We start from the raw sequence: 16,296 nt of genomic DNA, 5'->3' as shown, positions 1-16,296 counted from the left end.
GGTTTTATCTATTTATTGGGAGTTAATAAATACAGATAATATACTTGCTCCGGATGCCTGCGGTCGTACTGATAACGGCCAATTTCTTTTAAGTGAACAGTAGTATTGGGTAAATGCGTGGCTTGTAAGGCGAATTTAGAGAACAATGCAGCCGGCAAAGTTTCAGGATTTTCGACGTGCTGCTGATCCCATGCTAAGGCATTTACTTTTTTACCCACTTCCCAAATATGCTCCGGCGACATTTCCTGCACCACATAAAACGGAATTGATTTTAATTTTACTTGTTGCCTTACCTGGTTTAAACCATAAAATTTTTTTAATGGCCGAACCATGTCGCCGAAACGCGGCATTAACACGTAAAGCGCTGCCACATGTAACACCACCGCTGCGATTACAAATTTTTTAAAATTTTGCTGATACCAGATTACCGCAAAGCAAAACGCCAGCATCAGAAACAAGGCGCTAAAGAAAATTAAAAATGCGGGTGCTATTAATTGGTTTTTAAAGGCAAAAAAGTAAAGCAGCACCGGTATACCAATACAAAGAATGATATAAACGATTGCGTTAATCCGAAATAAAATGCGATCAGGTTTGGTAGTGGTTTTATTCTGAAATGCTTCCCACAAATACCGCAGGTAATACGCCGTAAGTAAAGCCAGAGGCATTAATAAAGGCAGTAGGTACCTTTCTTTTTTTTCGGGAATTAAAGAAAGTAAGATAAAACAGCTAATTACCCAGCCGCTCAAAAAACGGTAATTGCCAAAAGAACTTATCCGGCGTTGGGCATACGGAATAGCTAAAGCAGCTACTGCAAAAATGGCCCAAATACCCACTTGCCACGGAAAACTAATATAAAACCAGAAAGGCTTTACGTGCCGGTTTACCCAAGCGGTACTCTCATTGGAAATATTGGTGGCCATGCGGGCCGGCTCCTGGAAGTACACGTAAATGGGCCAGGCAAAGCTTACCACTAAACAAACAATTACCGTAATTAAAATACCAGAACCTTGTTTCCTAAACACTTTAGAGCCGTAAGCCCAGGCATAACTAATTAAAAAGGGCAATAACAAAGCGTAAAATGATACGGGACCTTTACTTAAAAAAGATAATCCCATTAAAAATCCGCTACCAGCAAATAAACCAATACTGTTCCGTTCTTTTTTTAAACCAGCCATAAGCAACCATAACCCTCCCATCATAAACGAGTGGCAGTAAATATCCCAGGTGCCTTGCCGGCCAATGTTAAAAAACGAAAACGAAGTAGCTAAAATTAAACTCGCCAGAAAAGGAATAATGCGGTCGTTGGTGAGCATACGGGTAAATAAATATAAAAAGATTACCAGCAACGCCGAGATACAAGCAGCCGGAAACCGCAGTGCCGCTAAGTTGTACAAATCGCCATCTACTAAAACCGAAATAGCTGTAAGCCAGGTGGGTAAAGGTGGTTTAGCTAAACGGGGTTCCCCGTTTAAAGTAGGTATCAGCCAGGTGCCATTTTCCATGATTTCCCGCACGGTAATAAAATTGCGGGCTTCCATTAACGATGGTTCCAGGGCTTGCAGGTTCTGAAAAAAAGTAGCGTAGAGCACTACCAAAATTAATAATACCTGTACCGAAGTTTTGTGCAGTAAAGAATAAGGTGAATTTAATACCTGGGGCATTTAGTGAAAAGTTAATAAAAAAGTGCCATACCACTGGCCAAGTAAAAATTATTTTGGTACCCGAACAGAAGTTTTTTTCGCGATCGTTTCAGCAGTTGAAACATCAGACAGGTTTATCTCTTTGGTTGGTTCTCGGGAGCCAATTATAAAATTCCGTACGTAAGCCACTACCCCAAATATCTGCCCAATAAAAAGAATGGGATCTAGCCGGAAAACGGCATACGACATAATCATTAAGCTGCCTACCAAACTGATTAGCCAAAAGCCATTCGGGATAACGGACTGATTCTTTTTTTCGGAGTAATACCACTGGTAAACAAACCGTAAAGTAAAAATAACCTGCCCCAGGCCTCCCCAGGCAATTAAAACTCCGGAGATTTTACTGTGCTCCATTAAGTTAGACCAGGTATGATTATCGTAAAAAAGCAGCCAGGCAAAACTAATAAACGGAAAAAGAATGGCTAACCACCGGATAACAAATGGGATATCTTGCCAGAGATTTTTTAATTTTAAATTGCGGAGGTAAATAAAATACGAAATAACCTGTCCGCCAATGATAACTACATCGTTGCGCAGGGCGCCGTACAACATCAACAGAACCGAAGCCAGGATGCTGGTAGTCCAGAACGAACCCGGCGACAATACCTTCCCGGCTTTTTCAGATTGTACCCATTGCACTAATAATCGCGCCGAAAATAACAACTGCGCCAGCAAACCAATGCCAAAGATAAGGTAGTTGGTTTTAGTCATGTTGCGGTTGCAGGGTTGTCTTGGGCATTTGTTCAGCTATCTGGTAGCGAATGTACCGTTTCCGCATCCACCGGAAGGCAAAAGTATCTTGCAGTGGCCCCCAGAGCCGGTTAAATAAATGGTATTTAGAATAACCCGCCAAACGCTCAAAGTGCTGAACCGGGATTTGTTTTACTTTGGCGCCCTGTAATTGAAACAAAGCGGGCAAAAAGCGGTGCATGCCCGTAAAAAAAGGTACGCGCTTGGCGTAAGCCGCATCCATAATTTTCAACGGACAACCCGTGTCAGCAATGCCATCCTGAATCATGCGTCGCCGGAAACTATTCGCAATTTTCGACGAGATTTTTTTAACGAAAGTATCTTTACGCTTTTGGCGGATGCCGTTTACCATCTGGTATTCGGGTAAATAAGGGAAATAAAGTAAAAAATCCAGCGGCGAAGTCTGTAAATCCGAATCGATGTAACCAATGTAAGTGGTTTTGGCATAATCAATGCCGGCTTTAAAGGCAGTGCTTAAGCCATAATTTTTATCCAGCGAAATATAGCTGTAGGCAGATTTGGTATTGCAGATATGCTTAATTTCCCGCAAACTATTATCCCGGGAGCCATCGTTCACAAAAAGCACCTGCGTTGGCATCGGCGATTGCTCCAGAAATGGGTCCATGGCATCGCAAAACCGCACCAGGCATTCTTCTTCGTTATAAACCGGAACAATAACCGTTAAAGAGGGCTCTTGCGTATTAGAAGGAATAAAGGTCATAAAAAACTAAATTCAACACTGCGGGTATTTAAGATCGGTAAAGGTACGTATTAATTTTTTCTTACCGTACGGGTAAATATTTGTTTTGGTAATAATGTTTATACCAGAAAACAAACTGAGAAAGACCAACTTCTAAAGTGGTGGTGGGCCGGTACTGCGTTAGAAGTTCCAGTTCCTGTACATCGGCGTAGGTAACCGGCACATCGCCGGGCGGCATGGGCTGTAAATCTAATTTGGCTTTTTTATCGAGTAGTTTTTCGAGTAAACTTACTAACTCCAGCAAGTGTTCGGGTTTACTGTTGCCTACATTTAACAATTTAAAAGGCACGGCCGGGGCAGCGCTAATTTTGGGCGGCAGGGTAATCAGGCGCGTGATACTTTCCACGACATCATCAACGTAGGTAAAGTCGCGGAGCATGTTGCCATGATTGTAAATTTTAATGGGCGTTTCTTCCAATATAGCTTTGGTGAAAGAAAAGTAAGCCATATCGGGCCGCCCCCAAGGACCGTATACTGTAAAAAACCGCAAGCCGGTAGTAGGTATTTTATACAAATGGGCGTAGCTATGCGCCATTACTTCGTTGGCTTTTTTGGTTGCCGCATAAAATGAAACCGGCGTATCGGTGGGGTGTGCGGTTGTGAACGGAATATTCGCATTGTTGCCGTAAACCGAGCTGGAAGACGCGAATAAAAAGTGTTTTATTTTAAAATTCCGGCAGCATTCGAGCAAATTGGCGAACCCCACTAAATTGCTGGCTACATACGATTGCGGTTCTTTCATGCTGTGGCGCACGCCCGCCTGCGCCGCCAGATTGATAACCATATCAAAAGCCTGTTCGGTGAAAAGTTGGGTAAGGGCGGCGGTATCGGTTAAATCGAGCCTGGTAAAAAATAGGTTTTCGTGGTATTTGCTTTTAACCAGGTTACCGGCCCTCGTGTCGTCAACCTCAATCCCTTGTAGTTGTAAACGCCCCGATTTTAACTCCGGATCATAATAATGATTGAGGGAGTCTAATCCATAAATTTCGTAGGGCATTTTAACTAAGGCCATTACCAGGTGATGACCAATAAAACCGGCACTACCTGTTACTAATATGCGCTGTGGAGCGTTCATGCTATCAATTCTCCGCTAATCCAAACCGAACGGCTAGAATAAGAAATTTTTAAAATTCTACTTTTATAAAGGTGTTTACCAGCTTTATATTGCTTTGCTAGTTAAACCTGTATAATTTAAAAAGGTAATTTATTCATTTAAAAATTATAATCAGATAAAAAGCCGGATTTATCTTGCCCATGCCAAACCTGGAAAAGCGAAATTACGGATTAGATTGCCCGAAGTAAACCAGTTATTTTTTAAATTTTAAGCTAAGTTCATATTGTTCTTTTTAAACGCCTATTTAGATAAAACTAACATGGAAAAGCGAAAAGTAAAACTGTACATTGCAACAAGCTTAGATAATAAAATTGCCCGCCCGGATGGTGCTATTGATTGGCTGCCTGGAGTAGATGAAGGAGAAGATTATGGGTACCAGGAATTTCTGGAAACAATAGATACCTTGCTTATGGGGTATAAAACCTACGAGGTATGCGCTGGTTTTGGCGAAAGGCCTTATCCGGATAAAAATACCTTTGTATTTACCCGTGATGCCTATAAACCAGTTATTCCGGAAGCCGAGTTAATCACCCAGGACCCGGTAAGTTTTGTGCGCGAGCTGCTGACGCAAGACGGCAAAGATATATGGCTGGTTGGCGGCGGAGCGATTAATACCTTGCTGCACGATGCGGATTAATTGATACGTACATTCTGGCATTTATTCCTTTAGTTTTCGGCGAAGGCATTTCTTTATTCCCGAAGGTGCAGAAACAGGAAAATTTAGTTTTAGAAAAATCTAAGGCTTACCCGAACGGAATAGTTATGTTGTACTTACATAAGCAACCCGCAAACTAAACCTCAAATTTTTAAAATTTTTAGAGGCATGACTCTTGGTTAGCTGAATGCATTATTGCAGCCAGGCTATAAACAAAAACTCCCTCCTGGAGTAACCAATCCGGGAGGGAGTTTAATTTTTAAAAATTTTAAATTTTATTGTTTGGCTTCGCTGGCGTTTGGTGCCTGCCGGTTTATTTGCATCGGGTTTGGCCCAGTGGAGGATCCCCGAGGTGCAGTTCTTTGTTTAAATAACTCAAACTTAGATGGTGTGTATTCCGTTGGCCAGGAGTTATTGTTTTCTTCGATGTCGGCCGTTTCGCGATATGGATCGAGCTTCAAGCTTTTTACTTCTTTGGCTTTGGCAAACACCTTGGTAATTTTATTCTCGTTCTTCCGCCAGATGTACGCCGAAATACGTTCGGTTTCTTTGGTGCCATCTACGTAAGTCCATTCTAAAATCAAAGGAGCAACTAAACCACCCACGTTTAAAAATTCTACTTCGTAAAAATTGGTTTTGCTGTCGTATAAAGCTTTTTCTTCGGGCGTTAAACCGGCATAAAATTCGTTAAAGGCTGTGCGGGAAGCCGGAGTTACCGCAAAACGGTCCCACTTGTTGTAAAAATCCTGTAAGGCGGTGTCTTGCTCCACGGCAAACTTGGTTCCTGCCCGGCGGTTACGTTCCCGGCCAATGTTATACTCCATACGTTCCCGTTCTGCTTTGGCTTCCAGGTTTTCAACTTCTGGATTTTTGGTATCCATGCGGTAGTATTTTACACTGCCAATAGCAATATCAACCGGATCAATACCGAAGAACCAACCGCGCCAGAACCAATCTAAATCTACGGCCGAGGCATCTTCCATCGTCCTAAAAAAGTCGGCGGGTGTTGGGTGTTTAAAGGCCCACCGGCGGGCGTATTGTTTAAAGGCGTAGTCGAATAACTCCCGGCCCATTACCGTTTCCCGCAGAATATTTAAAGCAGTAGCCGGTTTAGCATAGGCATTAGGCCCAAACCGTACGATGTTCTCGGAGTTGGTCATAATGGGTTCCAGTTGGTCCTTAGGCAAGCGCATGTAGTCCACAATTTTGTGAGCTGGTCCGCGTTGCGAGGGGTATTTATTGTCCCACTCCTGCTCGGCTAAATATTGTAAAAAAGTATTTAAACCTTCGTCCATCCAGGTCCATTGGCGCTCGTCGGAGTTCACAATCATCGGGAAAAAGTTGTGCCCTACTTCGTGAATAATAACGCCGATCATGCCGTATTTGGTGGCTTCGGAATAAGTACCATCTTTTTCGGCGCGGCCGTAGTTAAAGCAAATCATCGGATACTCCATGCCATTAGCTGCTTCCACCGAAATAGCAACCGGATATGGATACGCAATGCTGTGCTTCGAGTAAGATTTTAAAGTATGCGCTACTACTTTAGTGGAATAGCGGTTATATAAAGGATAAGCCTCCGGACCGTAGTACGACATGGCCATAACTTTTTTGCCTTCTACGTTGGTGCCCATGGCATCCCACACAATCCGCCGAGATGAAACAAAGGCAAAATCCCGTACATTGGTAGCCACATAAGTCCAGGTTTTCTTTTTCGTGGACTTGGTTTTCATCATGTCTTTTACCTCGTCCAGGGTAACAACCTCTACCGGTGCAGTAGCGTTTTTGGCTTGATTCCAGCGCTTTAATTGGGCTGGCGTTAGCATTTTGCTGTAGTTCTGGCATTCGCCGGTTGCTCCTACTACGTGGTCGGCGGGTGTGGTAATATTTACTTTATAGTTACCGAAGGTTAAGGCAAACTCGCCGCGGCCGGTAAATTGTTTGTTTTGCCAACCCTGAAAATCGGAATAAACGGCTAAACGCGGGTACCACTGGGCAATGGTATACAGGTAATTACCGTCTTCGGCAAAATACTCGTAACCGCCGCGACCGCCAATGGTCATCCTATCCGAAATATTATAATTCCAGTTTACCTTAAAACGGAATCGTTCACCGGGTTTTAAGGTTTTGGGCAGTTCTATGCGCAGCATGGTTTGGTTAATGGTATACTTTAGGGCTTTGCCACTGCCATCGGTCAGTTTTTCAATCTTAACCCCTAAATCCTGATTATGGCCCATGATGGCTTTCACGTCGGCAATCGACATTTTTTCCTTCATGCTGCTCTCATCAAACTTTTGGTTATCGCTCTTGGGGTTGTGCTCGTTTTCGTCGAGTTGCAACCAGATGTAGCTAAGTTGGTCGGGTGAATTGTTGTAATACGTAACAGTTTCGGAACCAATAATGCGTTGTTTCTGATCGTCGAGTTCTACGTTGATGTCGTAGTCGGCCCGCTGTTGCCAGTAACGAGGCCCAGGCGCCCCAGAAGCCGAACGGTACATATTGGGGTCCTGGATGATTGTACCGAGTTGTTCAAATTTATTGCCGTGGTTTGATTCGGGATTGTTTCGCAACTGGGCAAATACCGGAACACTTAAACCACCTACAAACAAAAGAGTTAGAAAGCAATTTTTCATTAAAATATCTAAAAGATTAATTCAAAAGATTGGCCAGGCGCTCCAGGGCCATCATAAAAGCAACGCCAAATATGGCCGACGACAAGAATAAATTCCATTCCCGTTGCGGGGCTTTTAAAATTTGTGTAAAAATAAAAGATAAAAATAGAATAACCAGCACAATTATGAGCTGCCCCCCTTCTAAACCGAGGTTAAAACTAAATAATTCCGCTACAATATTGGAGTTACGCCCCAACAGACTTTTGAGGTAGTTGGAAAAACCAAGGCCGTGAATAAAGCCAAACAGCATAGCCATAGAGTAAGGCACCCGCATGGAATTGGCAGACTTTCTTTTTTGAAGAATATTCGTTAAACACGTGATAACGATAGTCACCGGGATTAAAAATTCGATCCAATCAGAAGAAATTTTTAAAAAATTTAATACGCTCAGCGCTAAAGTAATGGAATGACCAATCGTGAAAGCGGTAACCAGAACCAACACCGAACGCCAATCGCGCCAGGTGTAAATGCCGCACAGAGCCGAAACAAATAAAATATGATCGTAGCCTTGCCAATCCAGAATGTGTTCCCAACCTAACTGAAAGTACAATGGAAAATCTGTCATGAATTTCTTTTTGTATTTTGGCGTTAAATTAAAGAGAATACCCCAAATTACCGGATTATAAACTTATGTTATCTTATATTTTTATATTGTTCCTGAATGTAAACGCTTGGCTGCACCCATTTTATGTTAGCGTAACCGAAATCAGGCAAAACGAAAAAAGTAATAATTTAGAAATCAGCAGCCGGATTTTTTTTGATGATCTGGAAAAAGCTTTGGAAAAAAAGTACCAGGTAAAAGTAAATATTTTAAAACCCGAAAATCCCCAGAAGGTGAATGAGCTTATTGCTGCTTATTTAAAGGAACACTTACAACTGCGCGTGAATGGCAAGGTGGTACCGCTTAAATACCTGGGGTTTGAAATAGAAGAAGAAGCTGCCTGGTGTTATTTAGAAGCGCCGCAAAGCACCCCTTTAAAACGCCTGGACATAGATGACGCTATCTTGTTTGATGCGCACCCCTTACAGCAAAACATGGTACACGTAACCGTGGGCAAAAAACGCCAAAGTACGAAACTGGATAATCCGGAAAGCCGGTATACTTTTAATTTTTAAATTTTTACTTAAGCCAGCACATCTTTCACCACTTTGCCGGCCACATCGGTTAAGCGATACCGGCGACCTTGATTTTTAAAAATTAACTGTTCGTGGTCAATGCCCAGCAAGTGTAAAACGGTGGCCTGAAAATCGTGCACGTGCACCGGATTCTTGATGATGTTGTAGCCAAATTCGTCGGTTTCGCCGTAAGAAAAACCTTTTTTAATTCCAGCGCCAGCCATAAAAATAGTAAAGCAGCGCGGGTGATGGTCGCGGCCGTAGTTTTCGGGCGTTAATTTACCCTGCGAATAATTGGTGCGGCCAAATTCACCGCCCCAAATTACTAAAGTTTCGTCGAGTAAGCCGCGTTGTTTTAAATCTTTAATCAGGGCTGCCGAAGCCTGATCTACTGATTTAGCCATCAGCTTAATGTCGTTTGGTAAGTTGCCGTGCTGGTCCCAACCCTGGTGATACAGTTGCACGAAACGCACATCTTTCTCGATCAACCGGCGGGCCAGCAAACAATTGGCAGCAAAAGTACCGGGCTTCTTCGATTCTTCACCGTACATGTTATAAATATAATCCGGCTCTTTGCTGATGTCTAATGTGGCTGGAACGGAACTTTGCATGCGGTAGGCCATTTCGTACTGCGAAATGCGGGAGTTTATTTCTTCGTCGAGCACGTGTTTTACCTGAGCCTGGTGCAGTTGGGCCAAATGATCGAGCATACGCCGGCGACTTAGTTTATCCATACCGCCCGGATTGTTCAGGTAATAAACCGGATTATCGCCGGATCGGAAAATCACACCCTGGTGTTCGGAAGGTAAAAAGCCATTGCCCCACAATTTAGCATAAAGCGGCTGGTCTCCTTCCCGGGCCCTAGATAACAAAACCACAAAAGCCGGTAAATTTTGATTCTCGCTACCCAAACCATAACTCAACCAGGAACCAAAACTGGGGCGGCCAGCTTGTTGACTGCCTGTTTGAATAAACGTTACGGCCGGGTCGTGGTTAATGGCCTCAGTGTGCATGGATTTAATAAAACATAATTCATCCACGATTTTGCTGGTATGCGGCAGCAACTCCGACATCCAGGCTTGACTTTTTCCGTGCTGGGCAAACTTAAATTTACCCATTGCTAACGGGAAAGATTTTTGGTTAGAAGTCATGCCGGTGAGGCGTTGATTGCCCCGGATAGAAGCCGGTAACTCTTGTCCGAATAACTCCTGCAACTTGGGTTTGTATTCAAATAACTCTAACTGCGACGGGCCGCCACTTTGAAACAAGTATATAATCCGTTTTACCTTAGGCGCGAAATGGGGTAGTACCGGTTTGGGATTAGAGTCGGCAAAAACGCTTTGGGGCAACAGCGACGATAAAGCCGCCAATCCTACACCGGCCAAGCTGGTACGCGTTAAAAATTCCCGCCGGTTCATTTGGCTGGCAACTTGCTGATGATGGTGATGATGACACATAGCTGGTATAATTAACGCTTTATAACAAATTCATCGAAATTCATGAGAGTATTGGCAACTACCGCACAAGTAGCTACCTCCTCTTGCGGTAGTTTTTTATTTACCGGGTACGCTCCTTCTTGCAATAATTGTGTAGCCCGATTCGGCGATTTTTTAAAATCCTGGTATTCCTGTTCGTACAGATTTTTTAAAATTTTTAATTCGTCGGGTCTCGGGAAACGGCTGGTTAAAGCCCGGAAAGCGTAAGTAATCTGTTGCTCCGGAGAAGCTCCGCCTTCCTGAATCATACGTTCGGCTAAAATCCGCGCTGCTTCCACGTATTGCACATCGTTCATTAATACCAAGGCTTGCAAAGGCGTGCTGGTTTTTTGTCGCCGCACACTGCACATGTAGCGGTCGGGCACGTCAAAGTTAATCATGGCTGGGGGTGGCGAACTGCGTTTCCAGACGGTGTATAAACTGCGCCGGTATAAATCAGGGCCTTTGCTGGTTTCGTAATGCGTGGCGTTACGGGTGGCTAAAGCTTCCCATAAACCATCTGGTTGGTAAGGATACACGCTCTTTCCGCCTACTTTGCGCGTTAATAAGCCACTAGCCGTTAAAGCATTGTCCCGGATCATTTCGGCAGATAAACGGTATGAGGGTGCACGGGTAAATAACCGGTTATCGGGATCTTTTGCTTTATTTGCAGCAGTAGGTATGGATGCTTGCCGGTAAGTGGCCGACATAACCATGGTTTTTAACAAAGCTTTCACGTTCCAGTTACTTTCCCGGAAAGTAACGGCTAAATAATCCAGTAATTCCGGATGGCTAGGTAAATCGCCCTGGTTGCCAAAATCCTCCGCCGTTTTAACAATGCCTTGCCCGAAACATTGCTGCCAAAAGCGGTTAACCGCTACCCTCGGGAACAAAGGCTGCTCTTTACTTAACAACCATTGCGCTAAACCTAAGCGGTTGCGCGGCATTTTTTGATTAAAAGCCAGAATATTTTCGGGGGTATTGGGGTTCACGCGTTCCTTGGGGGCATCGTAGGCGCCCCGGTCCAGGATAAAAGCGGCACGGGGCTGAGGCAGTTCCTGGTACACCATTACTTCTTCCTGATTGGTCAGTAACTCGTTTTCCTGGCTGCGGAGCTGCTTTAATTCTTTTAATTTAGCGGCATACTGCGTATCAAAAGCTAAAAGGTAATATTCCCGTAAGTAGTTTTTCTGGTCGGCACTCAAGTTAGCTACGGGAGTTTTTAGCAGATTTTTGATTGCATCTTTCTGGCCGGCTAATTCTAAAACTTCTATGGGGGCCAGTTGTCGGTTGTACGCCCGGAACTCATCAAAAGCAACGTTGGAAATAGATTTAATCGAAGCTTGTCCTAATTTAAAATTTTGAATTCCCCAGTTGGCTTTATCTTTGGCGTACAGCATGCTTTGCTGCAGGTTATCGTTAATTGTTTTAACCGGAACTAATTTACCATCCAGGTAAAACTGAATGCCTTGCGCCCGACTGCTACCATCATACACTAAAGCTAAGTGGTGCCAGGTTTTGGGGGTAAGATTTTGAGTAGTTTGCACCTCAATGGCATTGGCCGGGTAAACGTGCACAAATTTTAAAGACATCGTGCCGTCTTTATTTAAACCGCACAGGTAACCGCGCCAATTATCAAGTTCGCCGTTGGTGCGGTTAAATAAAGGTCCTTGCTCGCCTGGTTTTAAAACGTTTACCCACAAACTAATGCTAAAAGGCTCGTACCGGTCGAAGGTTAATTCTTTACTAAACTCTACGCCCATATCGCCACTAACCTGCACTGCCTTACCAAACTTACCCGCTATCGCATTAGGATTCCGGTCTTTGTCGCCGCTGGTATAATGGGCGGTTAAAGTGTTTTTAACTTTGTTTTGGGGTTCTTTTTCATCAAAAGTAAAATGCCCCAGTAAACCATCTTGTTTCGGGAAAGCTGCCGCCGGATTATTTTGCGCCTGAATGAGCCATTTTTTAAAATTTTCTTCGTAGTTAGTTTTTGTTGAGTGGTTTTGTTCCAAAGGCTTTAACTGGGTCCGAATAAAATGTAGCTTCTCCTCTACTTCGGGTTTCGTTAAAATCAAAGTGGGACTTGCTTCGCCGGTGTAGGGTATTTCACCGGTTTCGTTATTGTTATTAAAAAATGCCGAAAGCTCGTAATAATTTTTTTGGGATATAGGATCGTACTTATGATCGTGGCAACGGGCACATTCTGTGCTTTGAGCCAAAAAAGCCTTTCCGAACGTATTTACCCGGTCCGCTACGTATTCTACCCGGTATTCTTCGTCCACAATCCCGCCTTCCTGGCTTTGCGGATGGTTGCGTAAAAAGCAGGTAGCAATGAGTTGTTCACGGGTGGGTTGCGGTAGTAAATCGCCGGCCAGTTGGTAGGTAATAAATTTATTATAAGGAATATTGCGGTTAAACGCTGAAATAACCCAGTCGCGCCACGGGTAAGCATTTCGCAAGCCATCGTCCTGGTAGCCGTGGGTATCGGCGTAGCGGGCCACATCCAACCAATCTACGGCTAAACGTTCGCCGAAATGCGGCGACTGTAATAACCGGTTTACCACCCGTTCGTAGGCTTGCGGGCTTTTATCGGCTAAAAAAGCATCTATTTCGGCAATGGTGGGAGGCAAACCCGTTAAATCAAAAGAAAGCCGGCGAATTAGAGTTTCTTTGGAAGCTTCCGGATTAGGCTTTAAGCCATTTTCCTCCAACTTTTGCAACACAAAGTAATCAATGGAGTTTTTAGCCCAGCTTTTATTCTTGATTTCGGGCAAAGACGGTTTTTGAGGAGCCACCAACGACCAATGCGGTTTGTAAACAGCCCCATCTTTTATCCATTTAATTAAAATGGCTTTCTCCGAAGCACTTAATTGTAAATGCGATTCCGGAGTGGGCATTAAATATTCCGGATCGGTGCTGACAATGCGGTGAAATACTTCGCTTTTAGCCAGATTGCCCGGTACTAAGGCTTTACGGCCCGTATCTTCGCTCTGCTTGTCATAAGCCAATGCCCCATCTAAGCGTAAACCTCCTTTTTGTTTGTTTTTATCCGGACCATGGCAGGCAAAGCAACGATCCGATAAAATCGGTTTTACGTGCAAGTTGTAATCAATTTTATCCGGAACCTGCGTTAAAGCTTGCTCCACTTCGGGCGGTAAATCCGGCTCGTGGCAAGCCAGTAAGGCCAGTAGCAAAAAGCTGCTTATTAATCCGTAAATTTTTAAAAAATTTTTCATGGCACGTGGTTTTATAAAGTGTCCATTCCAAAATTAATTTCAACTTCGCTGCCTATTTTCTGCTGCAACGCTGCAACGCCCTGGGCGGTAACTTTGGTTTGCCATAAGTAAATGGATTTTAAGTTTTTACAATCGGCTAATTGAGATATTCCTTGATCTGTAACTTGCGTTCCGTATAAGTTTAAATATTTTAACCGGGACAGGTTTTTTATAAAAGGAATGGCCGCGTCCGATATAGTAGTTTGATCTAAACTCAGGCGCGTTAAATTTTTAAAATTTTTTAATTGCGCCAAGCCATTATTTGAAATTTTAGTTTCCGACATATCCAGCCAAACTATGTTTTCGCTTAGCTCGGTTAATAAAGCCATGTCGCCATCCGAAAAATTCGGGGCATTTACCATGTTTAATCCTACATAAGCATTATCGTGGCTCAACGGACTTACGACTACCCCTAAGGCTTTGATTTTTGCCAACATAGCCGGTGTTGGTGCTTTTATTTTTACATTCGGAATCTCCGATTCTTTTGTGGTGGTAACGGTATTCGCGACGGGGTTCTTGGTTAAACTGGCTAATACTACTTTTATCTTATCGTATTGGGGTAAATCGGCCACCTTCTTATTAAAATCAGCACCTCCTTGTTCAATCCACCAATGAATTACTTTTATTTCAGATTCGGTAAGCTGGGGTTTGCCTTTTGGCGGCATGCGGTCGTCATCTTCTTCGGGTAAAATCAGGCGTTTATACAAATCGCTTTCTTCGGCTTTCCCGGCATTCACGATGGTTCCGTGTTCGCCACCTTTCAGTAAATGTTCAGGGCTATCTAAACGTAAATCGCCTTTTTGTTTTTTTGAGCTGTGGCATTGGTAGCACTTTTGTTCCAGAATAGGCTCCACCAGATCGGTGTAAACAAGGGCATTTTTTAAATCGGTAATAGGGGGGTGGGCTTTTTTACCGGGGGTTTGCCCAATTATAGCATAAATGGGTTCAGCTAAATAATTTTCTCCGTGTGTTAGGTTGCCGCCATAATGGCCGGTGCCCATTAACAATAAGGTAGCCGTGATAACCGCCGGCCAAAGCAACTTTTCAGGAAATCGACCGCTTTGAATTAAAAAAACCAACCCACTAACAATCGCCAAGGCAATTCCTAAAAACTGATGCAGGTCTACAGCTTCCGGATCGTAACCGCCGCTTAATTTTAATAAAAAACCAGCCAGACAAGCCATTACGGCGGTAATAAAACCGGTAAACCACAAAAAAGGTAAAAACGCTTTAAAAGAGGCAAAACGCGGAAAGCCAATTAATACATGCAAGGCTATAGCCAGCATGATAATACCAATAGGTAAATGAACCACTAAAGGATGTAAACGCCCAAAAAACTGAATCAGGTATTCGCTCATTTCAAAATGATAGTGGTTTAGTGATCGCTTTTAAAGTTTAAAAAAGAAAAAAATTAAAAATTGATGTAGATGCCTAAAAAGCAATATACCAAAAGCAATTAAAATCAGGAAATTATATCGATAAAACTATTGCCGGTTATAAAGCTAAACTAGTTCTATTTCCGGAATAAAACTTTTGTAAGCACAAAATTGGTTTTTGATAGACAAGGCCGTAAAACAAAAAAGGAAGCCTTGCAGCTTCCTTTTTTGTTTTGATTTTTTAAAAATTTACTTTTTCAAAGCATCCACTTTTTTGTTCATGGCTTCTGCTTCTTTGGTTTTACCCATTTGTATGTACACGCGAGCCAAAGTTTCCATGGTGCTTACATCTTGTGGGTTTGATTTATGCGCAGCTTCAAAGTAAGGAATAGCGGCATTAAAGCTTTGTTTGCTATCGGCGGCCATTTTGGCTCCTGATTTTTGCTGATTAGCGGCACTTAACTTACTTAATTTATTATTGATATCGGCGCCTTTGTTATAGTGGTATACACCCAGGTTAAAGTTTGCGTCGAAGTTAGCCGGATCAATTTTTAAAGCGGCTTCGTAGTTCTGACGGGCTTTGTCCTTCTCGCCGGTTTGGTCGTATAAAGAACCTAATACGTTATACAAGTTAGGGTTATTCGGGTCTACTTTAATGGCGTTTTCAAGTTTACCAATGGCTTCTTTGCCTTTGCCAGCTTTTACGTACAGGTTTAACTCTTCCAACATAAAGTCTTTGTTATTCGGAAAAGTTTTAACGGCATCTTGTAACAAAGAAGCAGTTTCGGCTTCGTTTTTATCCACCTCTTTCGCAAAATAAATTAAACGGTTGTAAACCATGGGTGTTTTGTGGTTCATGGCCAACAGTTTTTTATAATTTTCTTTTGCTAAAGGAAAATCTTGTTTAGCCTCCGCAGCGTAAGCTGCATAAACATATGCAGTGGTATCCTGCGGACGAATGTTCTGAGCCATAGTGTAAGCTTTTATTGCTTCGTCATAGCGTTTTTCGTTGTAGGCGTTTACCGCGTTGTTAAAAGCACCGGCATACAAATTATCTTTTTTAGCGGCGGCTTGTTTCCCCCACTCGCCGTCTTTATCTAAAGCAATGGCTTTGTCGTAAGCTTGGAAAGCTTCTTCTACGGCGTTAGGTACTTGTTTACCAAAAATAGGATTATCAATGTAGGCGGCGTAAACTTCTCCTTTGGTAAACCAAGCTTTCGGGTCGTTCGCTGTTTTTTCGTGCACAACAGCTTTATCAATCGAAGTTTTTGCTTTATCTAAGGTTCCGTTTTTTAGGGATAGAAGTGCATTCGTAACTTCAGATTTTTGGGCCATTGCCAACTGCATACTTACCATGGCAACGGTGGTTAACAAAAGTTTTTTCATACAAAAAATGACTCTTT

General features: G+C 43.1%; 12 protein-coding genes. 2 read left to right on the top strand and 10 right to left on the bottom strand.

Annotated features, from left to right (window positions below; genetic code table 11):
* Positions 1 to 8: 8 nt before the first annotated feature.
* From HUW51_RS20450 to HUW51_RS20435, 4 genes are all read right to left on the bottom strand, one after another.
* Positions 9 to 1,661, bottom strand: a complete 1,653-nt coding sequence (locus HUW51_RS20450; RefSeq protein ID WP_185271468.1) for an ArnT family glycosyltransferase — start codon at positions 1,659 to 1,661, stop codon at positions 9 to 11.
* A 48-nt stretch (positions 1,662 to 1,709) separates the two neighbouring features.
* Complete coding sequence (locus tag HUW51_RS20445) at positions 1,710 to 2,411, bottom strand: lipid-A-disaccharide synthase N-terminal domain-containing protein (RefSeq protein ID WP_185271467.1); 702 nt, start codon at positions 2,409 to 2,411, stop codon at positions 1,710 to 1,712.
* A complete protein-coding gene (locus HUW51_RS20440) occupies positions 2,404 to 3,171 on the bottom strand; it encodes a glycosyltransferase (protein WP_185271466.1) in 768 nt (255 codons plus the stop codon). Before HUW51_RS20440 ends, HUW51_RS20445 begins: the two co-directional genes overlap by 8 nt.
* A 61-nt stretch (positions 3,172 to 3,232) precedes the next feature.
* Entirely contained in the window at positions 3,233 to 4,285 is a 1,053-nt protein-coding gene (locus HUW51_RS20435) for an NAD-dependent epimerase/dehydratase family protein (protein WP_185271465.1), read from the bottom strand.
* A 298-nt stretch (positions 4,286 to 4,583) separates the two neighbouring features.
* Here HUW51_RS20435 and HUW51_RS20430 point away from each other — a divergent pair, with 298 nt between their 5' ends.
* Positions 4,584 to 4,961, top strand: a complete 378-nt coding sequence (locus HUW51_RS20430; protein ID WP_185271464.1) for a dihydrofolate reductase family protein — start codon at positions 4,584 to 4,586, stop codon at positions 4,959 to 4,961.
* 293 nt (positions 4,962 to 5,254) lie between these two features.
* Here the strand turns inward: HUW51_RS20430 and HUW51_RS20420 are convergent, their stop codons facing one another.
* Positions 5,255 to 7,609 (bottom strand): M1 family metallopeptidase, encoded by a 2,355-nt coding sequence (locus HUW51_RS20420; protein WP_185271463.1) that lies wholly within the window; start codon positions 7,607 to 7,609, stop codon positions 5,255 to 5,257.
* A 16-nt stretch (positions 7,610 to 7,625) separates the two neighbouring features.
* Positions 7,626 to 8,213, bottom strand: a complete 588-nt coding sequence (locus HUW51_RS20415; protein WP_185271462.1) for a HupE/UreJ family protein — start codon at positions 8,211 to 8,213, stop codon at positions 7,626 to 7,628.
* 65 nt (positions 8,214 to 8,278) lie between these two features.
* On the opposite strand from HUW51_RS20415, the gene HUW51_RS20410 reads away from it, so the two are divergent.
* The gene (locus tag HUW51_RS20410; protein WP_185271461.1) at positions 8,279 to 8,764 is read left to right on the top strand and encodes a DUF6702 family protein; all 486 of its coding nucleotides are present in this window, start codon (positions 8,279 to 8,281) and stop codon (positions 8,762 to 8,764) included.
* A gap of 8 nt (positions 8,765 to 8,772) precedes the next feature.
* Here HUW51_RS20410 and HUW51_RS20405 read toward each other — a convergent pair whose 3' ends face one another.
* From HUW51_RS20405 to HUW51_RS20390, 4 genes are all read right to left on the bottom strand, one after another.
* Positions 8,773 to 10,221 carry a DUF1501 domain-containing protein gene (locus HUW51_RS20405; RefSeq protein WP_185271460.1) on the bottom strand — a complete coding sequence of 483 codons (1,449 nt, stop codon included), beginning with the start codon at positions 10,219 to 10,221 and terminating at the stop codon, positions 8,773 to 8,775.
* 11 nt (positions 10,222 to 10,232) lie between these two features.
* Positions 10,233 to 13,478, bottom strand: a complete 3,246-nt coding sequence (locus HUW51_RS20400) for a DUF1553 domain-containing protein (protein WP_185271459.1) — start codon at positions 13,476 to 13,478, stop codon at positions 10,233 to 10,235.
* Positions 13,479 to 13,489: 11 nt separating this feature from the next.
* Complete coding sequence (locus HUW51_RS20395; protein ID WP_185271458.1) at positions 13,490 to 14,875, bottom strand: c-type cytochrome domain-containing protein; 1,386 nt, start codon at positions 14,873 to 14,875, stop codon at positions 13,490 to 13,492.
* Positions 14,876 to 15,142: 267 nt separating this feature from the next.
* Positions 15,143 to 16,279, bottom strand: coding sequence for a tetratricopeptide repeat protein (locus tag HUW51_RS20390; RefSeq protein WP_185271457.1), 1,137 nt, complete (start codon positions 16,277 to 16,279; stop codon positions 15,143 to 15,145).
* Between the last annotated feature and the right edge of the window lie 17 nt (positions 16,280 to 16,296).

Source organism: Adhaeribacter swui (assembly GCF_014217805.1).
Lineage (GTDB): Bacteria > Bacteroidota > Bacteroidia > Cytophagales > Hymenobacteraceae > Adhaeribacter > Adhaeribacter swui.
Note: the sequence above shows the minus strand (reverse complement) of the source record. Positions and strands in the feature narration are given on the sequence as shown.

What these genes read in the sequence shown, in the direction of transcription:
- HUW51_RS20450 (WP_185271468.1), bottom strand. Translation starts at nt 1,661, where the DNA reads ATGCCCCAGGTATTAAATTCACCTTATTCTTTACTGCACAAAACTTCG.
- HUW51_RS20445 (WP_185271467.1), bottom strand. Translation starts at nt 2,411, where the DNA reads ATGACTAAAACCAACTACCTTATCTTTGGCATTGGTTTGCTGGCGCAG.
- HUW51_RS20440 (WP_185271466.1), bottom strand. Translation starts at nt 3,171, where the DNA reads ATGACCTTTATTCCTTCTAATACGCAAGAGCCCTCTTTAACGGTTATT.
- HUW51_RS20435 (WP_185271465.1), bottom strand. Translation starts at nt 4,285, where the DNA reads ATGAACGCTCCACAGCGCATATTAGTAACAGGTAGTGCCGGTTTTATT.
- HUW51_RS20430 (WP_185271464.1), top strand. Translation starts at nt 4,584, where the DNA reads ATGGAAAAGCGAAAAGTAAAACTGTACATTGCAACAAGCTTAGATAAT.
- HUW51_RS20420 (WP_185271463.1), bottom strand. Translation starts at nt 7,609, where the DNA reads ATGAAAAATTGCTTTCTAACTCTTTTGTTTGTAGGTGGTTTAAGTGTT.
- HUW51_RS20415 (WP_185271462.1), bottom strand. Translation starts at nt 8,213, where the DNA reads ATGACAGATTTTCCATTGTACTTTCAGTTAGGTTGGGAACACATTCTG.
- HUW51_RS20410 (WP_185271461.1), top strand. Translation starts at nt 8,279, where the DNA reads ATGTTATCTTATATTTTTATATTGTTCCTGAATGTAAACGCTTGGCTG.
- HUW51_RS20405 (WP_185271460.1), bottom strand. Translation starts at nt 10,221, where the DNA reads ATGTGTCATCATCACCATCATCAGCAAGTTGCCAGCCAAATGAACCGG.
- HUW51_RS20400 (WP_185271459.1), bottom strand. Translation starts at nt 13,478, where the DNA reads ATGAAAAATTTTTTAAAAATTTACGGATTAATAAGCAGCTTTTTGCTA.
- HUW51_RS20395 (WP_185271458.1), bottom strand. Translation starts at nt 14,875, where the DNA reads ATGAGCGAATACCTGATTCAGTTTTTTGGGCGTTTACATCCTTTAGTG.
- HUW51_RS20390 (WP_185271457.1), bottom strand. Translation starts at nt 16,279, where the DNA reads ATGAAAAAACTTTTGTTAACCACCGTTGCCATGGTAAGTATGCAGTTG.